General features: G+C 40.0%; 26 protein-coding genes and 2 pseudogenes. 21 read left to right on the top strand and 7 right to left on the bottom strand.

Annotated elements, in window-relative coordinates:
- Positions 1-220 precede the first annotated feature (220 nt).
- The 6 genes and pseudogenes from RS893_RS25250 to RS893_RS25225 all read left to right on the top strand — a co-directional run bounded on the left by RS893_RS25250 (position 221) and on the right by RS893_RS25225 (position 7,143).
- Positions 221-553, top strand: a pseudogene (locus RS893_RS25250) (hypothetical protein).
- Positions 554-567: 14 nt separating this feature from the next.
- Positions 568-909 carry a hypothetical protein gene (locus RS893_RS25245; protein ID WP_315788382.1) on the top strand — a complete coding sequence of 114 codons (342 nt, stop codon included), beginning with the start codon at positions 568-570 and terminating at the stop codon, positions 907-909.
- Positions 910-1,352: 443 nt separating this feature from the next.
- Complete coding sequence (gene thiO, locus RS893_RS25240; RefSeq protein ID WP_315788381.1) at positions 1,353-3,428, top strand: glycine oxidase ThiO; 2,076 nt, start codon at positions 1,353-1,355, stop codon at positions 3,426-3,428.
- A gap of 129 nt (positions 3,429-3,557) precedes the next feature.
- Positions 3,558-3,737: a photosystem II assembly protein Psb34 gene (gene psb34, locus RS893_RS25235; RefSeq protein ID WP_315788380.1), complete on the top strand. Its 180-nt coding sequence runs from the start codon at positions 3,558-3,560 to the stop codon at positions 3,735-3,737.
- A gap of 264 nt (positions 3,738-4,001) precedes the next feature.
- Positions 4,002-6,188 (top strand): tetratricopeptide repeat protein, encoded by a 2,187-nt coding sequence (locus tag RS893_RS25230; protein WP_315788379.1) that lies wholly within the window; start codon positions 4,002-4,004, stop codon positions 6,186-6,188.
- 46 nt (positions 6,189-6,234) lie between these two features.
- Complete coding sequence (locus tag RS893_RS25225; protein ID WP_315788378.1) at positions 6,235-7,143, top strand: DNA-methyltransferase; 909 nt, start codon at positions 6,235-6,237, stop codon at positions 7,141-7,143.
- An 81-nt stretch (positions 7,144-7,224) separates the two neighbouring features.
- On the opposite strand, the gene RS893_RS25220 is transcribed toward RS893_RS25225, so the two are convergent.
- The 3 genes from RS893_RS25220 to RS893_RS25210 all read right to left on the bottom strand — a co-directional run bounded on the left by RS893_RS25220 (position 7,225) and on the right by RS893_RS25210 (position 10,300).
- On the bottom strand, positions 7,225-7,638 hold the full coding sequence (locus RS893_RS25220; protein WP_315788377.1) for a GNAT family N-acetyltransferase: 414 nt from the start codon (positions 7,636-7,638) through the stop codon (positions 7,225-7,227).
- A 151-nt stretch (positions 7,639-7,789) separates the two neighbouring features.
- The gene (locus RS893_RS25215; RefSeq protein ID WP_315788376.1) at positions 7,790-8,656 is read right to left on the bottom strand and encodes an NAD(P)-dependent oxidoreductase; all 867 of its coding nucleotides are present in this window, start codon (positions 8,654-8,656) and stop codon (positions 7,790-7,792) included.
- Positions 8,657-9,052: 396 nt separating this feature from the next.
- Positions 9,053-10,300: a class I SAM-dependent methyltransferase gene (locus tag RS893_RS25210; protein ID WP_315788375.1), complete on the bottom strand. Its 1,248-nt coding sequence runs from the start codon at positions 10,298-10,300 to the stop codon at positions 9,053-9,055.
- A gap of 286 nt (positions 10,301-10,586) precedes the next feature.
- Here RS893_RS25210 and RS893_RS25205 point away from each other — a divergent pair, with 286 nt between their 5' ends.
- Positions 10,587-11,264, top strand: a complete 678-nt coding sequence (locus RS893_RS25205) for a Uma2 family endonuclease (RefSeq protein ID WP_315788374.1) — start codon at positions 10,587-10,589, stop codon at positions 11,262-11,264.
- Between the two features lie 4 nt (positions 11,265-11,268).
- Complete coding sequence (locus RS893_RS25200; RefSeq protein WP_315788373.1) at positions 11,269-12,288, top strand: glutathione S-transferase family protein; 1,020 nt, start codon at positions 11,269-11,271, stop codon at positions 12,286-12,288.
- A gap of 202 nt (positions 12,289-12,490) precedes the next feature.
- Here the strand turns inward: RS893_RS25200 and RS893_RS25195 are convergent, their stop codons facing one another.
- Positions 12,491-12,640: a DNA-binding protein gene (locus tag RS893_RS25195; protein ID WP_396336388.1), complete on the bottom strand. Its 150-nt coding sequence runs from the start codon at positions 12,638-12,640 to the stop codon at positions 12,491-12,493.
- Positions 12,641-12,879: 239 nt separating this feature from the next.
- On the opposite strand from RS893_RS25195, the gene RS893_RS25190 reads away from it, so the two are divergent.
- From RS893_RS25190 to RS893_RS30575, 5 genes and pseudogenes are all read left to right on the top strand, one after another.
- Positions 12,880-13,443 (top strand): metalloregulator ArsR/SmtB family transcription factor, encoded by a 564-nt coding sequence (locus RS893_RS25190; protein WP_315788371.1) that lies wholly within the window; start codon positions 12,880-12,882, stop codon positions 13,441-13,443.
- Between the two features lie 248 nt (positions 13,444-13,691).
- The gene (locus tag RS893_RS25185) at positions 13,692-14,537 is read left to right on the top strand and encodes a DNA adenine methylase (RefSeq protein WP_315788370.1); all 846 of its coding nucleotides are present in this window, start codon (positions 13,692-13,694) and stop codon (positions 14,535-14,537) included.
- Positions 14,530-14,886: a type II restriction enzyme gene (locus tag RS893_RS25180; RefSeq protein WP_315788369.1), complete on the top strand. Its 357-nt coding sequence runs from the start codon at positions 14,530-14,532 to the stop codon at positions 14,884-14,886. The genes RS893_RS25185 and RS893_RS25180 overlap by 8 nt, the downstream gene beginning before the upstream one ends.
- A gap of 12 nt (positions 14,887-14,898) precedes the next feature.
- Positions 14,899-15,324 (top strand): annotated as a pseudogene (locus tag RS893_RS25175) (DUF6997 domain-containing protein); the annotation flags it as partial.
- Entirely contained in the window at positions 15,325-15,849 is a 525-nt protein-coding gene (locus RS893_RS30575; protein ID WP_425475846.1) for a DUF7226 domain-containing protein, read from the top strand.
- Between the two features lie 169 nt (positions 15,850-16,018).
- Here the strand turns inward: RS893_RS30575 and RS893_RS25165 are convergent, their stop codons facing one another.
- Complete coding sequence (locus RS893_RS25165; RefSeq protein ID WP_315788366.1) at positions 16,019-16,798, bottom strand: ABC transporter ATP-binding protein; 780 nt, start codon at positions 16,796-16,798, stop codon at positions 16,019-16,021.
- A complete protein-coding gene (locus RS893_RS25160; protein ID WP_315788365.1) occupies positions 16,788-17,909 on the bottom strand; it encodes a branched-chain amino acid ABC transporter permease in 1,122 nt (373 codons plus the stop codon). The genes RS893_RS25165 and RS893_RS25160 overlap by 11 nt, the downstream gene beginning before the upstream one ends.
- 153 nt (positions 17,910-18,062) lie before the next feature.
- On the opposite strand from RS893_RS25160, the gene RS893_RS25155 reads away from it, so the two are divergent.
- The 4 genes from RS893_RS25155 (at position 18,063) to RS893_RS25140 (ending at position 20,960) form a co-directional block, all read left to right on the top strand.
- Complete coding sequence (locus tag RS893_RS25155; protein ID WP_009455825.1) at positions 18,063-18,260, top strand: hypothetical protein; 198 nt, start codon at positions 18,063-18,065, stop codon at positions 18,258-18,260.
- 157 nt (positions 18,261-18,417) lie between these two features.
- Positions 18,418-18,669: a cytotoxic translational repressor of toxin-antitoxin stability system gene (locus tag RS893_RS25150; protein ID WP_315792092.1), complete on the top strand. Its 252-nt coding sequence runs from the start codon at positions 18,418-18,420 to the stop codon at positions 18,667-18,669.
- A gap of 104 nt (positions 18,670-18,773) precedes the next feature.
- Positions 18,774-20,363 carry a glucose-6-phosphate isomerase gene (locus tag RS893_RS25145; RefSeq protein WP_315788364.1) on the top strand — a complete coding sequence of 530 codons (1,590 nt, stop codon included), beginning with the start codon at positions 18,774-18,776 and terminating at the stop codon, positions 20,361-20,363.
- A 123-nt stretch (positions 20,364-20,486) separates the two neighbouring features.
- The gene (locus RS893_RS25140; protein ID WP_315788363.1) at positions 20,487-20,960 is read left to right on the top strand and encodes a dTDP-4-dehydrorhamnose 3,5-epimerase; all 474 of its coding nucleotides are present in this window, start codon (positions 20,487-20,489) and stop codon (positions 20,958-20,960) included.
- 179 nt (positions 20,961-21,139) lie between these two features.
- Here the strand turns inward: RS893_RS25140 and RS893_RS25135 are convergent, their stop codons facing one another.
- On the bottom strand, positions 21,140-21,883 hold the full coding sequence (locus RS893_RS25135) for a response regulator transcription factor (protein WP_009455833.1): 744 nt from the start codon (positions 21,881-21,883) through the stop codon (positions 21,140-21,142).
- Positions 21,884-22,041: 158 nt separating this feature from the next.
- Between RS893_RS25135 and RS893_RS25130 the strand changes: the two genes are divergently transcribed.
- The 4 genes from RS893_RS25130 to RS893_RS25115 all read left to right on the top strand — a co-directional run bounded on the left by RS893_RS25130 (position 22,042) and on the right by RS893_RS25115 (position 25,759).
- Positions 22,042-23,127 (top strand): YheT family hydrolase, encoded by a 1,086-nt coding sequence (locus tag RS893_RS25130; RefSeq protein ID WP_315788362.1) that lies wholly within the window; start codon positions 22,042-22,044, stop codon positions 23,125-23,127.
- A gap of 188 nt (positions 23,128-23,315) precedes the next feature.
- Positions 23,316-23,495, top strand: coding sequence for a hypothetical protein (locus RS893_RS25125; RefSeq protein ID WP_315788361.1), 180 nt, complete (start codon positions 23,316-23,318; stop codon positions 23,493-23,495).
- A 56-nt stretch (positions 23,496-23,551) separates the two neighbouring features.
- On the top strand, positions 23,552-24,019 hold the full coding sequence (locus RS893_RS25120; protein ID WP_315788360.1) for a MarR family winged helix-turn-helix transcriptional regulator: 468 nt from the start codon (positions 23,552-23,554) through the stop codon (positions 24,017-24,019).
- 267 nt (positions 24,020-24,286) lie between these two features.
- Positions 24,287-25,759, top strand: coding sequence for an HlyD family secretion protein (locus tag RS893_RS25115; protein WP_315788359.1), 1,473 nt, complete (start codon positions 24,287-24,289; stop codon positions 25,757-25,759).
- Positions 25,760-25,853 lie beyond the last annotated feature (94 nt).

Here is a 25,853-nt window from a genome sequence, read left to right as displayed (position 1 = left end):
TAGAAAATATAGACATTAATAAGGTTTGTATTGCCAGCATGAACACCGCTTCACTATTTTTCAAAACCATAATAATATGACAAGATTAGATGATTTATGAACTGATCCTTAAGGATATTCTTGTGATTGTTTCATAACTTAAATCCGATTATGAAATAGTTTTTTAGATATCAAAAATAAATTGTTACAATACAACCTAAAACTTGTGTAGTGATCTGCAATGCCCAAGGTGCTAGCTCAAGGTAAAACAAGTGAGTGTATGTGTAGAGCCAATCGGCAGAAAATATTGCTGCAAAATGGTATTGACCTCTACAATAGCGGTGCTAAGGTAATTAATTGTCGCGTAATCGGCAGCTGTGCTGTGCAATTGCAAGTAGAAGGTAAAGTTTCAAAGGCTAATTGGCGTGAAGGGCGGCGCTCACTACCTCCTCATTTTCTGACAAAAAATCTGGGTTGAGCTTGTCAAACTCAGCCTATGGGAGATGTAAAAGTCACCAAATTTGCTGGATTGTGGGGAGAAGGTTCTCAAGTAGTCTGGACACCAAAAGGTTAAAAAGGAGAAAAAACATGGGTAGATGGACACCACTCATTTTGATGGCTGGAGGTTTGGCTATTTTACTAGGTACGTTGCTGGGGATTAGCTTTCCGATGGGCGGACAAAATACTGCTCAAGCCCCAGGAGGCAAAACATCAAAAGTTCTCCCTGCAAATATTAATGTCAATAGCACTGCGGCTGGTACAAATAACACCAGAACCAACAGAACCAATGTTGCCCAGAACAACGCTGCTGATGACACTCTAAGTGAAACCATGACTGACACAACAACTGCTCAAGATACAGGCGCCACAGACGATACTCAATCAAATGATACTAATCAGAATAACGAACCAATTCGAGCTTTGTGGTAGTGCTTGCCTATCGGTCGGTCAACAGTTATCAGTGACCAAAAATTAAGGGTTTCAAGCGCCGTTTCCAAAGGATGGCTTTGATACAATAGATTTCATCCGCAACACAGGCAGAGTCTCGCTTAAAGAAGGAGGAACCTGTCTGGCAATAGGCGGTATTTCCTGAGAAAATCTTCACTTTTAGAGTAGTTAAATTTTCTCATGCAGCCGTGGGGCACACGGTCAAGATGCTTGTCGAGGGTAAAGTAATCTAAGATGTTGCTAGGCAGGTTTCGTCCTTGAGGCATTTTGGATCTCCTGTTGAAGCAAGAATCCTCGGACTTTAGAATGAGGAGTGCCAACTAATTATGAGTTAGGAGTTATATAGTCAATTGTCAATTGTCAATTGTTGATAGCCATTACTCTTGACTATTGACTCTTGACTATGGATTTTGGACTCTTGACTAATGACTAACGATGTTTTAATTATCGGTGGCGGTATTATCGGTTTAGCGATCGCTGTTGAACTGAAACTGCGTGGTGCAAAAGTCATTGTGACTAGTCGTGATTTCCACGCTGCCGCTACACACGCTGCTGCTGGGATGTTGGCTCCGGACGCGGAAAACATCTCGAATCAAGCAATGCAAGATTTGTGTTGGCGATCGCGTTCTATTTATGCTGACTGGACACACAAATTAGAACAACTCACAGGCGTAAACACTGGTTACTGGCCTTGTGGAATTTTAGCGCCAGTCTACGAAGAGGACACGGGGACAGGGGGACAAGGAAGACAAGGGGGATACGGGGGACAAAGGGACACGGAGATTATTGTTGATAGATTCACAGCGTCACCCCTTCATCCTGTCACCGCGTCTTCCACAACTACCTACTGGTTAGACAAAGAAACTATTCACCAATATCAACCAGGGTTAGGAGAAGAAGTAACTGGTGGTTGGTGGTATCCTGAAGATGCCCAAGTAGACAATCGAGTCTTGGCAAAAGCACTACTGGGTGCAGCGCAATCTTTAGGTGTGGAACTGAAAGAAGGAATAGCAGTAGAAGGCATTTTGCAGCAGCAAGGGCAAGTTGTAGGTGTACAAACCAATGCTGGTATTTTGCGTGCTGAACACTATGTTTTAGCCACAGGTGCTTGGACAAATCAATTGTTTCCCTTACCCGTACGTCCCACAAAAGGACAAATGTTGAACGTGCGTGTACCAGAAGCGATCGCACAATTGCCCTTAACACGGGTATTATTTGGGCAGGATATTTACATTGTGCCAAAACGCAATCGGCGAATCATCATTGGCGCTACCATCGAAGATGTTGGCTTTACTCCGCACAACACCCCAGCAGGTATTCAAACTTTACTACAAGCAGCCATCCGTCTATATCCTCAAATTCAGGATTATCCCATAGAAGAATTATGGTGGGGATTCCGTCCTGCTACTCCCGATGAGTTACCAATCTTGGGACATAGTCCCTGTCAAAATCTCACCTTGGCTACTGGACACTACCGTAATGGTATTCTGCTTGCACCCGTAACCGCAGCATTAATTGCTGATTTGATTTGGGAGCAAAAATCTGATCCTCTTCTGTCGCATTTTCATTACTCGCGCTTCCAGAACAAATCATCTACCTCCTCTGTTATGCTTACTCATCCTCTGACCGCTTCTCCCCACAAAACACAAGTCAATTCCCTTATCCCTAAAAGTGAAGCATCTCCGGAAAAAAGCTTTGTACCTACCACCGATACACCACTTGTCATTGCTGGCAAAACTTTTACCTCCCGCTTGATGACGGGAACTGGGAAATATCGCAGCATTGAAGAAATGCAGCAAAGTGTGGTGGAGAGTGGTTGTCAAATTGTGACTGTCGCAGTGCGACGAGTACAAACTAAAGCCCCCGGGCACGAAGGTTTAGCCGAAGCGCTAGACTGGGCAAAAATTTGGATGCTACCGAATACTGCTGGCTGTAAAACTGCCGAGGAAGCGATTCGGGTTGCCCGTTTGGGAAGGGAAATGGCAAAACTCTTGGGACAGGAAGATAATAATTTTGTCAAATTAGAAGTAATTCCTGATCCTAAATATTTACTCCCAGACCCGATTGGCACTCTGCAAGCAGCAGAACAATTGGTAAAAGAAGGCTTTGCGGTTTTACCCTATATTAATGCTGACCCGATGTTAGCCAAGCGTTTAGAAGAAGTAGGCTGTGCCACAGTCATGCCCTTAGCTTCACCAATTGGCTCTGGTCAGGGATTGAAAACAACTGCTAATATTCAAATTATCATTGAAAACGCTAATGTACCTGTAGTGGTGGATGCTGGCATTGGTTCACCATCCCAAGCAGCACAGGCAATGGAAATGGGTGCTGATGCTTTGTTAATTAACAGTGCGATCGCTTTGGCAAAAAACCCACCTCTGATGGCACGTGCTATGAATATGGCTGCTGTTGCTGGTCGCATAGCCTTTGTTGCTGGTAGAATGCCCATCAAAGATTACGCCAGCGCCTCTTCACCAGTCACTGGAACAATTGCAAATTAGTCAATGGTCAACTGTCAATTGTAAAAGAGTCTTGAATATGGACTTTTGTAACGAATTATCTCTAATGACAAGAGTAGTGTATTGCATTTATGTAACATAAAATGAAAAAGCAGAGTAAGGAATTAATCCATGCCCTACACGACAGAAGAAGGCGGTCGCCTCAATAATTTTGCCCGTGAACCCAAAGTTTACCAAGCAGAACCTCCGACAGCCCAGCAAAAGCGCAATTATATAATTCTAGGAGCTGTAGGAATAATTTTGGTCAGTGGTTTGATTTTTGTGGCCTTCTCTGTTTCTAATCTTAGTTAATCAAAATTACTTTGTTAAATCAATTTAAATTTATATTTCTTCAGGTTTCTACACTTTATGGGAACCTGGTTTTTTTGTTTAATCTGCAAATAAGTCCAAAATATAAGTATAATAATATACACTTCCTCTATTCTTATTTGAAACCTTGATTTATCCTGAGCAGAGCAATCAGTACTTGAAAATCGAAGTCATAGTCATATTTACAGATTGCTTGCATATGCCCTTAAAAAGGGATGTACACTGCGTTTCGGCTCCTTAGCCACCATGAGCGTGAATGATACTGCACATTCGGATAAATTTGCGTGGAATCGTCAAGTATACCACCGTCTAAAACTTGCACTTACTCTTGGTTTGCGGCGACAAATTTTTGTAGCGGTATGTGATGATTTAAACCTGAGAAATCAGGTAGCAGCACGTTTGCATTCAACTTTGGCTTATCCAGTTGGTCAAGTGCTGTATCAACCATCAAATACACAGGAAGATAGTACGCCAGCCTATCCACGATTAGTTACCCTAAGGTTGAATTTAAGTGATCCTAACCCTATCGCACAGATAAATCAATGGTTGGTGAATTATCCACCACCAATGGTTGGTGTATCCAAAGATAATCCTGGACGGTCATTGCCAATACCAGCTTTTCAGATTGTAGGTGTTGAGCAGTTGACCAAACAATCAGTAGCGATACAGCGTTTATTTTTGCATTATCTCCGTTTAACTGAACAGCATTTATCAAGTCCAGAATCCAGTCGTTTTCTGGAATCGAGTTTATTACTATGGACGCCACGTCCTTGGTTGTATGCCATACAGCAGTCAGCACCACAGTTTTGGCGTTGTCGTACTGGTGTGTTTGTGTTTGCTGGAGAACCGACACCCACAACTCGTACCAAAAACTCACCAGAACGCTTTTCTAGTTCTAGAAGCTTAGACTTAGGAAATATTGAACAGGTAATCTGGGAAGAATCTGTCTCTGGTGACGAATTTCCTGTGGAAGATGTTGATTTTGCGATCAATACACCTGTCAACCGTGGACACAAACCGCAAGAACCTTCACCAATCAAATCAGAATTATTTGTTCCAGAAACACTTCAGGAAGAAACTAACGATAAAGTCCGAATCAGGGAGACTCCATCGCCACCACGTTTGTCGCACATTAGTAAAGAGTTAACAGAGTTAGTACTAGCAACAATTAACACTGCGATCGCTCACGATCAAGATGAGAGTATACAAGTACAACAACTTCTAGAAGAAATTGACTCTTTACATTCCACAAAAGCTTCACCAGAAACACTAGCAGCAGCTTATCATCGCTTGGGTAACTTATATCGCCTCCGCATTGAACAAGGACAAGCTAACTTAGAAAACTTAATGGTGGCTATTTTGGCATACCAAGAGGCTATTACCTACGATGAAACTTCGCCGCAAGTGCCAGATATTTTAAATGACTTAGGTACACTTTATTGGATGCTATACCGTACACCGCCCAATTCGGAAGAGGGACAATCTTATATAGAACAGGGAATAGAGTTTTATCAGTTAGCTTTAAAGCTAATTTCACTTGAAACCCATCCAGAAACTTATGCACGGGTGCAAAATAATCTGGGGACTGCTTATGGGGACTTAGCACGTTTTTCTAATCCAGGCGAAAACTGGCAAAAAGCAGTTGCAGCTTATCGAGAAGCACTCTGCTTCCGTACCGCCGAGATGGAACCATTAAAGTATGCCGCAACTCAGAATAACTTGGGTACTGCTTACTGGCATTTGGCCCAGTACAATCAACCGATGGAGCATTTAAAAAATGCGATCGTAGCTTACAGTCTTGCCTTAGCCTACTACAACCCCGAACAGGAACCACTTAAATATGGCATGATTCAAAACAATATTGGTACTGCTCATTGGAATCTAGCACAGTACGAAAATCCAGCAGAGAATCTGCGACTTGCTGTGGAAGCCTATGGGGAAGCTTTGAAATATCGTACACCAGCACATGTTCCCGCCGCTTGCGCTGCTACCCAAAATAATCTTGGTACTGCTTACTGGCACTTAGCCAACCAATCACAAATCTGTAAAGAAGAACAACAGAATTTTCTAGAAATGTGCATCAATGCTTATAAAGAATCTTTAAATCTTGCTCACTCACTTAATAATACTAATTTAAGTTTTGATATTTTTGCCACTCACAATAACTTAGGATTAGCACACTACCAACTAGCAACAGATCAGTATTTAAATGGTGATAAAATCGCACGTTCTCAACATTTAGAATTATCATTGGATAATCACCTACAGGCATTGAATGGATTAAACAATAAACCTGAATCATACCAAACAACTTTAAATTATGTAGTCAAAACAATTCGCGCTTTTCACAGTGAATTAGGAATACAAGGTCAAAATTTGGCTTTATCTAAAGTGCCTGGGCAATTACTACCAGAAATTCTGCCGAAGTTATAATTAGCAGATAGAAATTTTCTCTTTGAGTAATTATCAGTTCTAATTTGTGATTCCAGAAAAAAATTTAAACATCAAAAAATATGGTTCACAAAAACCTGAAGCTTTTTATTGTCATCCTCATGGAGAATTATGGATTGGTGATTCAATTCAATGGCTAAAAAATCTGCCTTCTGAATCAGTAGATTTAGTATTTGCAGACCCTCCTTATAATATAAAAAAAGCTACATGGGATAATTTTGAATCGCAAGCAGCTTATGTGGATTGGTCTTTAATCTGGATTGAAGAAGTTTCTCGGATATTAAAATCAACAGGTTCACTATATATTTGTGGTTTTTCAGAAATTATTGCTGATATTAAATTGCCAGCATTGAAATTTTTTAGTGGGTGTAGATGGTTGATTTGGCACTATAAGAATAAAGCCAATCTCTCAAATGATTGGGGACGTTCTCATGAAAGTATTTTACATTTTAGAAAGACAAAAAATTTTAAGTTTAATTCAGAAAATATACGCATAGCTTATGGTGAACATACTTTAAAATACCCAGATCACCCTCAAGCAAAAACAAGTCAATACGGTAACAATGGTAAAAATGATAGGAGAATTTGGCGTCCCCATCCCAAGGGTGCAAAACCCAGAGATGTGATAGAAATACCAACTACATGTAATGGAATGGATGAAAAAACTAAACATCCAACTCAAAAGCCAGAGGAGTTATTGAGAAAGATTATACTTTCTTCATCTTCTAGAGGAGAGATTGTGCTTGATCCTTTTTTTGGTTCAGGAACAACGCTTGTTGTTCCTGAACAACTTGGTAGAAGATGGCTAGGTTGTGAGATTATTCGTGAATATGCTATATGGGCAGTAGAACGTATCAAATCTGTAAAATGTATGTCAGATGAGGAATGGTTTTGGTTTGATCGCAAAAATGAAGAACGTAGAAAGAAAATTAGGTAATACTATTTCTGCTTACCAACGATTACATAGATGTTTAACCATAATTAGACAAGGATTAACTTCTCCCCAAATTTGTGTAATTTATTCTAGGGGTCTAAAACCCATTGCTAGATAAAACTCTCTTGTCTGTGTATAGAACTGATCTGGATGAGAAAAAGCTAAAGTTTTAACCTGCCAATACTCAATACCTTGCTGCTGAAGAATGGACTCCGCGTGGTTAATTAAGGTACGACCAATGCCATTACGGTGGTAGTGGGGAATAACACCCATAATATACAGTTCTGCTGCATATTTGTAATGTTGCTTCCAAGTCAGAAAGCCTATACATTTATGATTTATACAAGCTAGTATAGTTGGAAGATCATCAATTTCTTGAGTATATTGAGCGATCGCTTCTTCAATACTGAACCATTGTGGTAAGGCTCGAATAATTGATTCACAGACCTTTCCTTTGCCGTAAAATAAACCTTGAGTTGATATTTGGTTTAATTTCATTTAAGAACAGTTGTGGATTAATTCGTAGCTTTTTCAAACGCAGAGGATCGCAAAGGATAACGCAAAGGAACGCAGAGTTTTGTTACAGGAGTTTCGCTATGTATTTATGCAATTTTGTACTAAGGGGTGAGATGAATTGTGAATAATTATCTTAGTTTTCCCCTGATTTAATTACAGAAAATATAGATGAATAATCTTCGTGAGCAAATGACATTTTCATTGCCATTTCCAAGATTTTCCGTACACCTTCAATACTGCTAACATTTAATCCTGCGGCTTTTGCTTCTTCAATTAAGAAATCAGTATCTTTCATCAAGTGTTTAGTGGGAAAGTTGGGATTAGCATAATTACTATCCAACATTCTTGGCAACTTTTGATCGAAAGTAGGGGCGTAAAGGGCGCTTTGACGCAGAATGTACATAAACAAGTCTTCGTCAATGCCATAACGCTGCACAAAACTAAGACTAAGGGCAAAGCCTGCTGTTAAGGAAGCAATTAATTGATTTAAAGCTAGTTTCAGCGCCGCAGCAGTTCCCACTGATCCAACTAAGATAGGTTCTGGACTAAAGTGTTTTAATAACTCTAAGTGACGTTGGTATTGTTCTTGATGCGCGCCTACCATCACTATTAAATTACCAGCTTGTGCTTCTGGGATGCTACCTAGTACGGGTGCTTCTAAATATTCTCCACCTGCGGCAACTACTGCATCTCTAATTTCTCTGCTTTCGGTAGGGGTAATAGTTCCCATTTGGATGACGCTTTTTCCTGCTACAGCTTGTGAGGATCGATCTGAAAGTAGAACACTATAAATCGCTGCTGCATTCGTAAGCATGAGAATTACACACTCAGCTGCATTAATTGCCTGATAAGGTTTTTCTGCTACTTCCGCACCCATTTCTTTTAACGGTTCTAACTTTTCTGGGGTGCGGTTATAGGCAATTAGCTGGACTTTTGCTTCTAACAATTTCTGCGCCATTGGCAGTCCCATTAATCCAGTCCCCAGAAATGCTACCTTCATTTTTACGTTCCTTTGGTAGAGCGTTAGTAGTTAGTAGTTAGTTATTAGTTGTTAGTTATTGGTTGTTGGTTGTTGGTTTTTAGTTGTTAGTGGTTGTTTGTTAACCATCCCCGATCCCCAATCACCTATCCCTGATCCCTGATCGCTATTTCCTCTTCCAACTATATCTACTAACCACTAACTAGTTTTTTTAGCCACCTGCGGCAAAAGTAACCATAATCATTACTGACAGTAAAATGCCAGGAACGAGTAATACGATTAGCATTAATAAGTCATGAGTGGTCATAATTATTACCTTTTGATTAAAGAAGGATAAAGGTTAAAAATATTTACTTCAGCCTTTGATCATAAATTACCTATCACCCAAGTGAGATTAATAAATATAGTTTTAACTTTTCAAATGGACGTTGGTGGTAGTTCTGGTACAGTGAATCCCTTCAGTGGTTGAAATTTTTCTTTTTCCTTGAGTCCTTTACTTTGTGCTAATATACTAAACCCACCTAATCCAAAGGGATCTAAAAGCTGACGCAATGCATCCCGGCGACGCAGCAAATCAGAGATGGATTGATTTGTATAACAGAGGGCTGCAATGCGATCGCCTAATCCCAACGCCATCAAAAATAATTCTTGCTGCGTCAAACCAACTTTAGCTAATCCGCAGCGTTCACCCCATCGTTCTAAAGCAGTAAAGTCAACATGGGCTGTGATGTCTTGTCGCCCAATATTGATATAAGGGTTATTATGGCGCTGATGATGCCAGTAACACTGTAATGTGCCTTGCGATCGCCTGGGATTATAATAACGACTTGCTGGATAACCATAATCTATAGTTAACACATACCCTCGTTGCAAACGGTCTGCTACTACACTTAACCAATCCAGCGCTGCTAGATTTACTTCACTGCGATAACCTTCTGAATAAACATTTTCTGGGAACAGAATGCCAACTAAATCAAAGTATTCAGCTAGTTTTGGCGTGGAAGGTTCGGCTGTAATTTCTGTGAAGGGAGTGGGGGGAGTGTGAGGAGTGAATAACTCTTGACTATTGACAATTGACGATTGACTCTTGAGTGTTGACTCTTGTTGTAGAGTTACATAAATTTCTCGCAGTTGCCCTTGTTCTAAAATAAATTGATGTACTGGTAGAGCATCCACCAATTCGTTTGAAAAAAAGCAGCCGACAATAGAATTACTAAGTATTTCTTCTAAACTGCTCTTGATTTGAACTGTAAATTGTTGTAAGCGTTGCTGTTGTTCTTGCCTGAGAATTGGGGATTTTTCTACAATGATGTATTGTAGGGCAGCGAAAAAATTTGGATAGCGCAACTTTAAGTAATTTAAAATATCCAGTGCTAAATGCCCTTGTCCTGCACCCATTTCTACTAGAGAAAAAGGCACTGGTTGTCCTAAAATTTCCCACATCTGGACAAATTGTTCAGCTAGCAACTCACCAAAATCAGGGCCAAGATGGACAGAGGTAAAAAAGTCGCCCTGCTTACCGATATTTACAGCTTGGGTAGAATAGTAACCGTAGTCAGGGTGATACAATGCCATATCCATGTAGGTGGCAAAAGTAATTCGCTGATTGGGACTATTAGCAATGCGATCAGCTATGGCAGCACATAGCGCTGGATGAGAATCCATAAACTCTGAAATTTAAAATTTTCTCTTTAATGCGAATAAGCCTAGCATAGGCTGATTGAGGTTAAATCAGACTAACCTGGTAACTTGTATAGTTCTCAAGAACTGATAATGCTTAAAATCCTTGGCTGATAGCACAACTTATCTAAACTTCCATGAGCAGAGTTCACAATAAAGTTAGGAAAGTTTCTTTTACACATCGCTGCCATCTGCTATTAGCATAGCTGTCTTTCAAGACAGATTTGAGTATATATATTCTCCATGTAAAAATTAAGACTTATTGCCTCCTATGTCAGCTATATCTACTACTAAGCTTCCTCCTTTAGAAAGTGGCGATCGCCTGACTCGTTACGAATTTGAACGCCGCTATCAGGCAATGCCGCAAAATATCAAAGCAGAATTAATCGAAAGAGTTGTATATTTGGCTTCACCTGTACGTGCTAGAGGTCATGGCAGGCCTCATGCTCAAATAATCGGTTGGTTGCTAGTTTACACTGCTGCAACACCTGGAGTAGATTTACAAGATAACGCCACAGTCCGCCTAGATGCCGATAATGAACCTCAACCCGACGCCCTATTACGAATTGAACCAGAAGTAGGTGGCAATTCTCGTATTAGTGATGATGATTATATTGAAGGCACACCAGAATTAATTGTAGAAATTGCTGCTAGTAGTGCTGCTTATGACCTGAATGACAAGCTGAATGCTTATCGTCGCAATGGAGTACAAGAGTATATTGTCTGGCAAAGTTACGAGAATCGTCTAGATTGGTTCAACTTAGAACAAGGACGATATGTTTTGCGAGAACCAGATGCAGATGGCATAATTCGCAGTCAGATTTTTCCCGGATTATGGTTGGCGGTTAATGCTTTGCGCGAAGGTAATATGGCTGAGGTTTTAGCGGTTCTTCAGCAGGGGTTGCAAACAGTAGAACATCAAGCATTTGTGCAGAGACTAAGGAGTTAGTGTTGTGCAGGAAAAGAAGCCAAACAACGAAAAAATCAAGAAACAAGGCAAGTCACTGCCTTCTGGTATTATCATCCGGTTGGGAAAATTTGTTTGGACAACTATGTGGCATCTGATGATGTCGAATCTGGCCCCCCGTAACCAGTCAGGAGAATACATTCGTCCAGCTAGTCAGTTTCGTAACTCTGTTGGCACAGAAGTAGACAATCCTTATCAACCCCAAGCAGGACGCTATCGCCTTTTTGTAGGTTTAGGATGCCCTTGGGCGCATCGAACTTTGGTTGTGCGATCGCTCAAAGGTTTAGAAGATGCCATACTAGTTTCGATTGTGTCTCCTTCACCAGATGAAGGTATCTGGATTCTGAACCAGGAACAAGAAGGTTGTCGCACTCTTCCCCAACTCTACAATTTAGCCGTACCTGGTTATCAAGGACGCTGTACTGTTCCCGTACTTTGGGATACGCAAACTAATACGATAGTTAATAACGAAAGTGCAGAGATTATCGTTATGTTGAATTCCCAATTCAACGAGTTTGCCAAAAATCCTAAACTTAATCTTTATCCAGAAGAACTGCGTGAGCAAATTGACCATTGGAACGAGAAAATTTATCATGCGGTAAATAACGGTGTCTATCGCTGCGGTTTTGCCCAAACTCAACAAGCCTACGACAAAGCTTGTCACGAGTTGTTTACAACTCTCGACGAAATTGACGCCGCACTGGCTAAGAGTCGCTACCTGTGTGGAGATGGGGTAACGCTGGCTGATGTGCGTTTGTTTACTACCTTGTTCCGTTTTGATGTAGTCTACTACGGATTGTTTAAGTGCGATCGCCGCAGAATTCAAGACTATGAGAATTTAGGGCCTTACCTACGCGATTTATATCAGCTACCAGGAGTTTCTGACACTTGTGATTTAGATAGCGTCAAGCGAGACTACTACGGCAACCTCTTTCCACTTAATCCTGGTGGTATCATCCCCTGTGGCCCCGATGTCAGTTATCTGTTGAAACCACATAATCGTTAAGGAGTTAGTGGTTAGTGGTTAATGGTTAGTTGTTGGTTGGTGATGCTTGGTTAGTAGTTATGAGTTAGTTACTCCTCACACTCCTCACACCCTATCTCCCCATCACCCCATTGCCCCTAATCCCCACTCCTTGGAGGAGTGGGGACCGGTGAGTTCCCCATCTCCCTAAATATTTCCTTATTTGTTAATTAGCAAATACTAATCAATTTGATCTTTTTCTTGCTTGATAATCTAATAAAGCTCCTGCACTAATAGTAGTCCTTCCGTTTGTTCTACAAGTAGGAATTTCTCCTTTTTGTAAAGCCATATATAGATTGGCTTGGTTTACATTTAAAAACTTTGCTGCTTGCACAAGAGAGATACCTCGCTTCGGAAAACAAGGTCTTTGTCTTTTGTAATTAGATAAGCGGCTAAGCATGGCGAAATATAAAAAACTACTTAAGAAAATTAACTTTTCTTACAAAAACGTTACAAAATCACATAAAGACAAAATTCACCCACACAGCATTTCAGCTGTGTCGGAGGGATGTTGCACAACTCAGTTTGACGGAACACTAATTAGATTTTTGTCTAATTAGATCATAACATATTATGAAAACGGAACAATTTCAGATCGTGCTACGTTTTTTCAAAGCTTTAGCGGACGAAAGTCGACTAAAGATTTTGAGTTTTCTAGCTAATCAAGAATGTAGTGTTGAAGAATTAGCTGTATTGTTACAACTCAAGGAACCAACAGTATCTCATCATTTAGCTAAATTAAAAGAAGTAAATTTAGTGACTATGCGTCCTGAAGGTAATACCCACCTTTATCAATTAGAGAGTGGAACTTTAGAGAGTGTCAGCAAAGAAATTTTGACACCAGGGAAGATAGCTTCTTGGGTTGAAGATGTAGATATAGAAGGATGGGAAATAAAGATAATTCAAACATACATAGAGGGAGAACGCCTCAAAGAAATTCCCTCTAGTCGTAAAAAACGCTTAGTAATTCTTAGATGGTTAGCGAATAAATTTGAGGTAGGTATTCAATATCCAGAAAGTACTATTGATGAAATTCTCAAGCGCTACCATCCTGATTTTGCTAATCTGAGGCGGGAGTTAATTAATTACAATCTTATCCAAAAAAAAGATGGAGTTTATTGGCGTTATATAGATTAGTAGAGAGAAATTGTTAACGAAAAAATATCCTTGGTTCTCAACTATAAATTAAGGTTTTGAAAAATTAAGGTTTTTAAGCCTCTCTCATTACAGGGGAGAAGTTTGGGGACTTTTTTAAATTCGTCGAACTCAGGTTATTTTATGAAAGTACTAAAGTCAAAAAATATATAGAATACCTGTAATATTTATGAGCGAGGTGACTACCTGTATAGTACAATAGTACTAATAAAAATTTTTTAGGTCAAAAAATGGTCTTAGTAAATAAGCTAGTAAAACCGTTTCTGAAGTGGGCAGGAGGTAAAAGACAACTTGTTCCATTAATTATGGAAAATTATCTTCCTAAAAATTATAATTACCAAACTTACTATGAACCTTTTCTTGGCGGAGGAGCCCTCTTATTCACTTTGCAACCTAAAAAGGCTGTAATTAATGATAGTAATACTGAATTAATCAATTGTTATCAAGTTGTGAAAGACTCAGTTGATGAACTAATTGATAATTTAAAACTTCATAAAAATAATGAGGAGTACTATTATGCTATTAGAGATTGGGACAGAGAAGAAAATTTTCAAAATAGAACACCAGTACAACGAGCATCAAGAATTATTTTTCTAAATAAGACTTGTTATAATGGCTTATTTAGAGTTAATTCTCAAGGACAGTTTAATGTGCCTTTTGGGAAATACAAAAATCCAAATATTTTAGATGTAGCCGTTTTAAAAGCTGTAAGTAAATATTTGAATGATAACCAAGTTACAATATTAAATTTAGATTTTCAAGATGCTCTTAAAGATGCAAAAAGAGGAGATTTTGTTTATCTTGATCCTCCTTATGATCCAGTTTCGGATACTGCTTCTTTTACTGGCTATGATGTAAATGGATTTAATAAAGATGAACAAATTAGATTAAAAGAAACATTTGATAATTTGGACAAAAGAGGTTGTAAAGTTCTATTGAGTAATGCTTATACAAACTTCATTATAGACTTGTATAAAGATTATAAACAGATAAAAATATCAGCAATTAGAGCGATCAATTCAAATGCGAAAAAAAGAGGTAAAGTAGACGAAATTTTAGTAAAAAACTATGAGTGAATTATTAATTCAAAGGCAACAACCTAAAAATGATATTGCTTGGGAGAAGTTGTTTCAAAAATATCATATTTTAGAAACTATATCTAAAATAGGATGTTTTGAAATAGACTCTGCAAGTATTAATCAATTTAGAGAAAGTAGATTAATGGCGAAGTTTGACCATTATGCTAATTTACCTGAAATTTTTAAAAATCACAAACTTTCTATATTATCCATCTCTAGGAATAAATACATTATTGGCAAATTTGATTCTTATTTAAATGTTAAATACTCTGATACTGTAGAAGCAATTACTGTAGACTTTCCAAAAGCAATAGAAAGTATAGACTATACAAATTTATACTCATAAAGTTCAGCATTAAGTTGTGCTTTTAATACAGGTATCATAAATGATTTGATTGACGGAGAAGAGACATATCATACAGTTTACGGACGAATGTCTACGGGCTCATTTAAATTTAATATAAATAAAATAGTAGATAATACTCAATATAATATTGAAGTTAATAATGCTCAATGTGAAATAGATGCAGGTTTTGAAAGTGAGCATTACTTTCTATTATTAGAAGCTAAATTATACGACGTAGATGATTTTTTAGTTAGACAACTATATTATCCATATAGGCTTTGGTCTAGTAAACTTCCAAACAAGAAAGTAATTCCAGTTTTAATGACTTATTCTAACTCCAGCAATATATTTAGCTTTTTTATCTATAAATTTGATGATATATTAAATTACAATTCAATAAGATTGGTAGAACAAAAAAACTATATAATATCTCCTTAAATAATAACACATGAAGATGTATCTGAAATTTTTAAATCTATTAATATAGTTGCTGAATCAGATACTCCATTTCTACAAGCAAATAAATTTGAAATAATTATAGATTTACTTACACTTTTACTAGATAAAGAATTAACAAGAGAGGAAATTACAGCAAATTATCAATTTGATGAAAGACAAACTAGTTATTATACTGATGCTGCTAGATATCTTGGGTTAATGGATAAGTATGTAGACCCAAATACTAGAGAAATAACGTTTCGTTTAAGCGATGAAGGAAGCTATTTGCTAAAAAAAAGATACAAAATCAAAATCCTATCTTTAATTGAAAAGATTTTGCAACATCAGGTTTTTTATAAAACTTTTGAATTTACTCTTTCAAACGGTTTTATCCCTGATATTAATGAAATTCATCAAATTATGCAGTCCTGTAGTTTAAATATAAATATTACAACTATTAAAAGGCGGTCAAGCACAGTCCGTGGATGGATAGGATGGATTGTAAATATGCTGTCAGAGGAATAAAGTTCTAGCTTAATTTTTCCCAATAAGCAATGTCTGATAACAAGCTGATCCACGTCTACGCAACCAAGAAAGGGTAATGGTTATTTGTCATTTGTCGTTTGGTAATAGTCTTAACAATATTCTTTTATCTTCACTCTTCATCCTTCACCTTTCACCCTTCATAATTCAATTATTTTCCCAAATATGCTTCTAAAACCTTTGGGTTGCGCTGAATTTCTTCGGGAACACCGTCTGCTAAGTTTCTACCTTCAGCAAGTACCCAGACACGATCGCACAACGACATAATCACATCCATATTGTGTTCAATAATCAAAAAAGTCATTCCTTTTCGATTCCATTGGACAATGCGATCGCAAATCTCATCAATTAGTCTCGGATTCACACCTGCTGCTGGTTCATCTAACAAAATCAACTTGGGATTAGTCATCAATGCCCGTCCCATTTCTAACAACTTGCGTTGTCCACCAGATAGCCCACCAGCATAATCATCAGCTTTATGAGCTAAACCCACTGATTCTAATATGGCTAGCGCCTGTTGTTGGAGTTGCTTTTCTTCTTTAGCAACCACATGGGGTTGAAATTGCAACTGCCAAAAATTTTCCCCAGTTTGCTTTTGCGCCGCCAATAGCATATTTTCTAGCACCGACAACTTCGAGAGGGCGCGCGCTACCTGAAATGTCCTTACTAAACCTTGTTGGGCAATTTGATAGGATGGCAAGTGCTGAATTGGTTCGCCGTCAAAAATTACTTTTCCTTTATCGGGACGGATAAAGTTAGAGAGTAAGTTAAATAAAGTCGTTTTACCAGCACCATTAGGGCCAATTAAACCTGTGATACTGCCTGTTGCGACTTGAATTTCGGCATTATCAACAGCTTTGATCCCGCCAAAGCTTTTAGACATTCCACTAGCAGCTAATAAGGGAACCTGGGAAGAATGATTATTTACCAAGGGTAAGTTCCTCCTTTTTACCTAAGATACCTTGAGGACGCCAAATCATCAGTACCATCAAAATTAGTCCTATGATCATGATCCGAAATGCGCCCAATTGATCAGAGGTAAGGTTGGTAAATATTCTAGGTAGAAATTCACGTGTCAGGGTATCGTAAGCAAAGTAAATTACTGCCCCTAAAATCGTGCCGACATTATTACCAGAACCTCCTAATATCACCATAATCCAAGCATCGAAAGTTAGCTGCGGTTGGAAATTATCAGTATAAATGGCACTGAGTTGCCAGGCAAAGAAAGCGCCTGCAATCCCAGCGATCACACCTCCCAACATCAGAGATTGTAACTTGTACCAAAAAACGTTTTTTCCTAACGCTTTCGCAACTTCTTCATCTTCACGGATAGCTTTGAGGACTCGACCCCAAGGCGATCGCACCAAAACTTCTAATCGCCAAAAAACGAACGCTAGTGTCACTAAAGACAACAGCATCAAACCTGCTTTCGGGTTGTAATTATATAAGCCAATTACCCCAGAAATATAAATCGCTGCTGACAGCAGTCCTAACAAACTTGCTACCACTAGACGCGATACGAATTCTTGCTTTTTAGCTACCCGCTTAGCTGCATATGTCGGGCGAGTCCAGCGCCATAACCAATAAAAAGTTATACCAGCAACTAGTGTCAGTACCGCGATCATTACCAGTCTGATAAACAAATTGGGTTGCAAATTTACTAACGGAATTGGGTAACTTTGCACACCAAATGCCCCAGATATCCAGGTGTCACCCACAGGTAAATCCTGGTTATTGAGTATCAGCCGAACTAGTTCTCCCACACCGATAGTCACGATCGCTAAATAATCTTCCCGTAAACGCAGAGTCGAAAAACCGATTAACAAACCCAACAAAGCTGCAACAACAGCCCCAATCACCGCCGCTAGCAGCACAGGAACACCCTTAAGGCTCAATAATACAGTTGTATATGCTCCCAGTGTCATGAATGCTACATGACCAAAGTTAATTAAGCCTGTAAAACCCCACTGCAAATTTAGCCCTAAAGCAAACAAAGCAAAAATAGAAGTAGAAATTGCTAAAAAAATTAGATATTCAGCCATATTTAGTCATTGGTCATTGGTCAATTGTCAATAGTCAAAGGTTAGTAATTACTATCTATTCTCCTCACACTCCTCACACTCCCTACCTCCCCATCACACTTTTCCCCTTTTTTATGGGAACACTAGATGTTGGTTATTTTTGATTGATAATACATGAACTTGCTGCGAATCAGAATCCATCATTTAATTGAACAGTTAGCCGACGAAGAATTAGAAAAAGTTTGGAATGCAGTCTACGACTTACATTGTGATTTTTATATGCACAAAGCGATACAAGAAGTCAAGCGATCGCAGCAACCTTGGGATACCTTAACTCATGAAGAAGCTGTGCAATTGTTAACTTTTTCATAATATTTTGGTTATTGGTTAGTAGTTAGTAGTTAGTTGTTTACTCCCCACACTCCTCATACTCCCCATTGCCCCTAATCCCCACTCCCTTGGGGGAGTGGGGGCCGGTGAGTTCCCCATCGCCCCACCACCCCATCTCCCCATCCTCCCATCCCCCACTATGGAAGTACGCTATGCACGGTCTTTTTTAGTAGACCTCAAAAATTTAGAACCTGCTGCTTATCAGCTGGTGTATGATTTTGTGTTTGTTGAGTTTGCAGATAAAAGACAACTGCATTACTTACCAGATTTGCGACAGCTAGATAGAGAAGGTATTTTTTACCGCTTGACTTTGGAAAATTACTTAATTGGCATTGAACTAAGAGGTGAAATTGTAAAATTTCTGCGAGTCATACCAATGCCGGATGTGTAGAGTCTGGGTCACGTGAAGACTTAAAACTGTATAAGAGGGACAAAGCTTGGCTCTATCCTTAGCTTAAACTTGTTTTTGAAAATCACTTTACTTGAGATTTCCCTATGGACGCTACGGCACTTTGGCAACGATACCAGAAATGGCTATATTTCCATGAAGGATTAGGATTTTACCTAGACGTGAGCCGGATGCGCTTTGATGATGCCTTTGTGGAGAGGTTGCAGCCAAAGTTTGAGAAGGCTTTTGCGGATATGGCGGAACTTGAGAAGGGAGCGATCGCCAACCCGGACGAAAATCGCATGGTTGGACATTATTGGCTGCGAAATCCTGATTTGGCTCCTACTCCGGAACTGACACAAGAAATCGTCAGCACCATAGAGCAAATTGAAGTATTCGCCGAAAAAGTCCACACAGGTGCAATTCATCCCCCTAAAGCACCCCGTTTTACCGATATTATCTCTATTGGCATTGGTGGTTCTGCCCTTGGGCCGCAATTTGTTGCAGCAGCTTTAGCCCCAGATTTTCCACCACTGGCGATTCATTTTATCGATAACACTGACCCCGCAGGTATTGATCGGGTTTTGACTCACGTGCGAAACCGTCTTACCAGTACTTTAGTATTAGTGATTTCCAAATCTGGAGGCACACCAGAACCTCGTAATGGCATGGCGGAAGTTAAAAAAGCTTACGCTGGACATAACTTAGATTTTGCTAATTATGCGATCGCTATTACTATGCCTGGTAGTAAGCTTGATGAACAAGCAAAATCCGAAGGCTGGCTAGCTAGGTTTCCCATGTTTGATTGGGTAGGCGGGCGCACTTCGGAATTATCTGCTGTGGGACTAGTGCCAGCAGCTTTGCAGGGTATTGATATTCGCGCCATGCTTGAAGGTGCAAAAGAAATGGATGACGCTACCCGCGTTCCCGATATCAAAAATAACCCCGCTGCTTTGTTAGCCCTGTCTTGGTATTATGCTGGCAACGGCAAAGGCGAAAAGGACATGGTTGTCTTACCTTATAAAGACAGCCTACTTTTATTTAGCCGCTACCTGCAACAGTTGGTGATGGAATCCCTAGGTAAAGAAAAAGACTTAGATGGTAATATAGTTCATCAAGGTATTGCCGTATACGGTAATAAAGGCTCTACCGACCAACACGCATACGTTCAACAGTTACGCGAAGGTGTAGCGAATTTCTTTGCTACCTTCATCGAAGTTTTAGAAGATCGTCAAAGTCCATCCCCAGAAATTGAACCAGGAATCACATTAGGCGATTATCTTTCTGGTTTTCTGCAAGGAACCAGACAAGCACTGTATGAAAATCACCGCGATTCAGTTACAGTTACTATCCCCCAAGTGAATTCCCGTACTGTCGGAGCATTAATTGCCTTATATGATCGCGCTGTTGGTTTGTATGCCAGCTTAATCAATATCAACGCCTACCATCAACCAGGGGTAGAAGCTGGTAAAAAAGCTGCTGCTGAAATTCTAGAATTGCAAAAACAAGTAGTAGAAGTTTTGCAAAAAGAAAAAACACCCATCACTTTAGAGGAAGTTGCTCAAAAAACAGGTGCTACAGACAAAATCGAGTCAATTTATTTAATTGTGCGACATCTCTATGCCAATGGACGCGGTGTAAAATTGCAAGGTAATCTTGGGCAACCCAGCAGTTTAAAAGTTTCTATCGGCGGGTAGATTTAGTAATTTCCATATCATAATTTGTGTAATATTGTTCACTTGTAACAATATTTCATAATTGAGCATCTTAAATTGAAGCTTATAACTTCAATTTTTAGGATGCTTTTTTAGGATATTTTTATGAGTGCAAGAGGAATCACAATTAGGCAGTTGGAATCAATAAAAGGGGGAATGGCTGAGTTTTTCACCCCTCAGGCTAGTCACGAAACAATGCTTGTGCAGATTCCACCTCATACAATCGATGATTTATTTGTTCACAAATCACAAACCGATCAATTACTGGTAGTTAAAGGTGAGTTTGTTATTGTAACTTTAATTGATAAAGAATATCAGTATATTGCTTTAAGTGAAAATAATCCTGTAGTACTGACAATCCCGCCAGGAGTCATGCATGGAGCGATAAATTTGAGTTCCGAAACCTGTGTTGTCGTTAATGCTGTACTACGTCATCGACCAGTGCAAGAGCGCGATTACATGACTCGTGGACGACCATTTGCTTATGATTTGGAAGCAGCAACTCAGGTATTGAAGAATATACAAAATACAGTTCAAGACTCGCCTGCAAGTAAACTGAAATCAATAAACAGTTATTAATCAGCAGTGAGCAATAACTGATAATTATTAAGTTGATTCCCAATCTATACCAAAAGCGATCGCTTTCTGTACGCAATCATAAATACAAAACTTGATTGGCACTCTTGAAGTGACGACAACATAACGAGTGCCAATTTCAAAACTAATTTAACAACATTTACGCAACAGTCCGAACAGAATCAATCGACTTTTGATGTAGGGATACCTTCGCTTGATTGGGGAACACTGGGCAACTCTAGACAGTATCCAGCACCATATACTGTTTTGATGTAACGGGGGTGACGAGGATCTGGTTCTAGCTTGGTTCGTAAGTGGCGAATGTGAACTCGAATGGTTTCAATATCATCGTCTGGATCGTAACCCCACACTTCCCGGAGAATTTCACTAGGAGAAACGGTTTGACCGTGTCGTTGGAGTAAGCAATGAAGTAATTCAAACTCTAGATGAGTTAGTTTGACTGTTTGATTGAACCATATTGCTTCAAACCGTTCGGGAACCAGAGTCAAGGGTCCATAGTTGAGGATTTCACTGTGTTTAGCGGCTTGGGGAATACGGTCAGTACGCCGCAATAAAGCGCGCACCCGCGCTAACATTTCTTCAACTTCAAATGGTTTAGTTAAGTAGTCGTCTGCACCTGCATTAAAACCTTCTACTTTATCTTGAGTCTGCGAAAGCGCTGTTAACATCAATACGGGAATCTCGGCTGTACGCTCATCTCGGCGCAAGCGCTGACAAACAGTGAATCCGTCTACCCTGGGTAACATCAGATCGAGCATAATTAAGTCTGGCTGAAGTTGTAGAGCCAGGGCTTGTCCCTTGATTCCATCTTCTGCTTGGCTGACATCATAGCCAGCCATCTCTAAGTTGACGGCAACTAACTCTGAAATTGCTGGGTCATCGTCTATGACTAGAATCCTCGGCATTATTAAAAAATTATTACTACTTATTAAGGATAAATAAGAACCTTTGGGAAATACAAAGATTGCTTCATTAGATTATAAAAAATATTTTAAATCTAATATAAAGATTAAAATTCAAAGATTTAAAAAATAAGTCCAAGCTATACTAAATCCTAGAGCGAATGTGTTACTGGACATACAATCCGCCACGTTTTTTGCAAAACGGTGTAGCAATGACCCTCTACACCGCCCTTTGGTCTGGGCGTAATTGGGAACAAACAACGAAATACCCAGAACCTCTTTATCAAGAACATGTTTTTATCGGTGGGCAAAGCGTACCAATTTTTGGCTGGGTAGCTATTCCTGAAAATCCTCGCGGTACGATCGTAGGAACCTATGGTATTACAGGTGAGTTTGATAATCAATGGTTTCTCAAACTGCTAGGACGTAAAGCCTACGCTCAAGGATTTGCAGTGGCATTATTTGATTGGCGTGGTCATGGCAGGACAGCCCAATTATCGCCGACATTGACCAGCGATGGCTTGTACGAAGGTGAAGATTTTATTCGCATTGCGGCGGCGGCTAAAGCAATGGGATGTCCGGGGAAATTTTGGTTTACGGGATATTCCTTAGGAGGACAGTTAGCACTGTGGGCGGTGAGTTTAAGGTCGGGAGGTGAGGAGATTGGGAGATGGGGAGAGAATTTCTCCCTATCACCTGAGGTTCTGGGTTTAGAGGACGAAGATATTGGTGGTGCGGCGGTAATTTGTCCAAGTCTGGATTCTAAGCGATCGCTTACCTATTTAGTCAAACAGCCTTTTGGTCGATATATGGAACAGGCGATCGCACGTAATCTCAAAAAACTGGCGTGGCAAATTTATGCAGATCATCCTCACAGTATTGACCCAGAAGCGATCGCACGAGTAAATAGTATCTGGAGCTTTGATGAAGAATTAGTCATTCAACGCTTGGGTTTTCCTTCGGTAAAAGCTTATTACGATGCCAGCAGTGCTTTGCAATTACTACCAAATCTGCAAAAACCGACTTTGATTATTTATGCTGAAGATGATCCTCTTTTTGATCCAGCGATCATACCAGATTTACAATTGGCTTGTGCTGCTAATCCAATGATAGATTTGTTACTTACTCGTTCTGGTGGTCATGTGGGTTACATTAGCAGCAAAGCGTGTCAACGCCAAGCACAAGACCCTGATCCTTGGTGGGCATGGAATCGAATTTTAGAATGGCTGAGTGGGAATGTGGGTTAGGATATTGTCCCTCTTTATGTTATCTTCGGCAAAGAATAATCTGAAACTTCTATTTTTGCGTCTCTCTTTAACAAGGGGACTTAAAGGACAAATTTAGGATATTGCTCAATAATTCTGAGAGACAAGCTCCCCAATTTTTCTAAAAAGTCGGGGAGCTTGGCTTTACAATTCTTACAAATTAGATAGGATTGCTATATTCATATTCATCAGTAATTTCACTACATAGCACAAAAAATCTGGAATTAAAACGACCCAAAATTACTGGCGAAGACTTCATCCGTTGGTATCGAGAACAATCTCAAACTTTGACTAAATGGGCAGAGAAAAAGGCGGAAGATGTCAAGAAGGAGGAAAAATGGCTTTTGTGACAAGTTCATAAAAATAAGTGCTATGATAATAGTACGTACGCTAAGTATTTCTTCAAATGGTTCCTACATCTAAAAATTCTGTGGCTTTGGAGTCGTGGCAGCAAACTAGAGCGCCATACAATCTTGGCTATCGGATTAAATTGCTATCTCAACTCCTCTACCGCAAGTTTACAGAACGTCTGGAACCCTACGGCTTGACTCCCTTTCACTGGGTAATTTTATGTTGTTTATGGGAGGAAGACGGTTTACCTACTTCCGCTATTGGGGAAAGGCTTAAACAAGTCGGAGGTACGCTAACAGGCGTACTGGATCGGATGGAAGAACGGGGTTTAGTTCGCCGAGAACGAGATTGTCGCGATCGCCGCATCTGGCGGATTTGGCTGACTGATGCTGGCAAAGAACTAGAAAGTATTTTGCCTGATCTGGCTGTAGAAGTGCGTGAACAAGCTATGCAAGGTATTTCCCATGCTGAACGCGAACAGTTTGCCCGCATCATTAATCAGGCGATCGCGAATTTGTCATGATATCGGGGATTGGGGATTGGGGACAAGGTAAGGGAGATGGGGTGATGGGGAGGTGGGGAGGTGGGGAGAATAAATAATAACAAATGACCAACCTTAATCTTTCTTTATGAATAGACATATATCACCCGATTGGGTGTAGTTAGATTCAGTTTTTTTTCTGAATATAGTACGTATACGAAGTAATTAATCTCTAATTAATCCTAGTTAAATATTACGACTACTAAATAATTTCTATAATTCCGCGCTGGAGCAGGAGAATTTGCAATTATGGAACGTTCAAGCACTACCAATCTCAACAATAATAACGGACACAGCAAAACAGCAGTTTTGGAAAAAGAATTGGTTACAGATTTAGAAGAATTGAAAACTCGTACCCAGCCAGTAGCAACACCAGAAGCGCCGGAGGCAGAAAAGCAACAACCTGCTTCACCTCAAAAGCGTAAGAAACCGATCAAGCTAATTTTGGCAGCTTTGGGTGTAGGTGCAGTTGCGGCTAGTGGTTTTGGGTTTCGCTGGTGGCAGTACGCTTCTACTCATCAAGAAACCGACAACGCCCAGGTAGCAGGACATGTACACCAGGTTAGTAGTCGGATTCCAGGAACTGTGGCTCAAGTGCTGGTAAATGATAACCAGTTGGTAAAACAGGGACAGTTGCTAGTCAAGCTTGATCCCCAAGACTACCAAAGTAAAGTCCAGCAAACACAAGCAGCCCTAGCCAATGCTAAAGCTCAAGCTGAGGCAGCACAAGCAAATATTGCTTTAACATCACAAACTAGCAAAGCTCAGACAAATCAAGCGCAAGGAAATGTTAACGCCGCTATAGCAGCAATTTCTACAGCGCAAGCAGCAGTGCAAGAGGCGAAAGCAGGTATTCTTACAGCCCAAGCTCAAGTTCGTTCTGCCCAAGCTGCGGTTCCAGCAGCCCAAGCACAAGTAGCACAAGCTGAAGCGAATTTGCAAAAAGCCCAAGCTGACTATAACCGCTACCAAACTTTATATCAACAAGGTGCGATCGCTCGTCAGCAATTGGATACAGCCAAAGCTGCTTATGATGTGGCACAAGCGCAAAAAAATGCTGCTGTTCAAGGAGTTCAACAAGCACAAGCACAACTAGCTGCTGCTAAACAAGGAGTTGCCAAAGCGCAATCCCAACTAGCACAAGCGCAGGAAGGAGTTGCTAGCGCCCAAGCTAAACTCGCAGCATCCCAAGGAGGATTACAGCAAGCTACCGCTACCAAACAAGACACCTCCGTGAAACGCAGTCAATATGACGCAGCTAAGGCAGCTATCAGCCAAGCACAAGCTTCTCTCAACGATGCTCAATTGCAGCTATCCTACACCAATATTACCGCTCCTAGTAGTGGACGGGTAGGTAAGAAAAATGTGGAAGTTGGTAACAGAGTACAAACTGGAACACCGTTAATGGCGATCGTTGATAACGAGAATTGGATTGTCGCTAACTTCAAAGAAACCCAACTTGAAAACATGAAACCGGGAGAACTAGTAGAAATCAAGCTGGATGCTTTTCCCCATCATACTTTCGAGGGTCGTGTTGACAGTATTTCGCCAGCTTCCGGCGCTCAATTTGCCTTACTACCACCAGATAACGCCACAGGCAACTTTACCAAAATTGTACAGCGCATCCCAGTCAAAATCGTTTTTGACCAAAACAGCATCAAGGGTTATGAATCACAGATTGTACCAGGGATGTCTGCGGAAGTGAGTGTCAAAGTTAAGTAAGTTGGTCAATTGTCAATTGTCATTTGTCATTGGTCATTTGTACTATTTATTCTCCCCACTCCCCCAAGGGAGTGGGGGCCAGTGAGTTCCCCAC

It is taken from the genome of Fischerella sp. JS2 (assembly GCF_032393985.1).
Classification (GTDB): Bacteria; Cyanobacteriota; Cyanobacteriia; order Cyanobacteriales; family Nostocaceae; genus Fischerella.
This window is presented reverse-complemented; position numbering and strand designations above follow the sequence as displayed.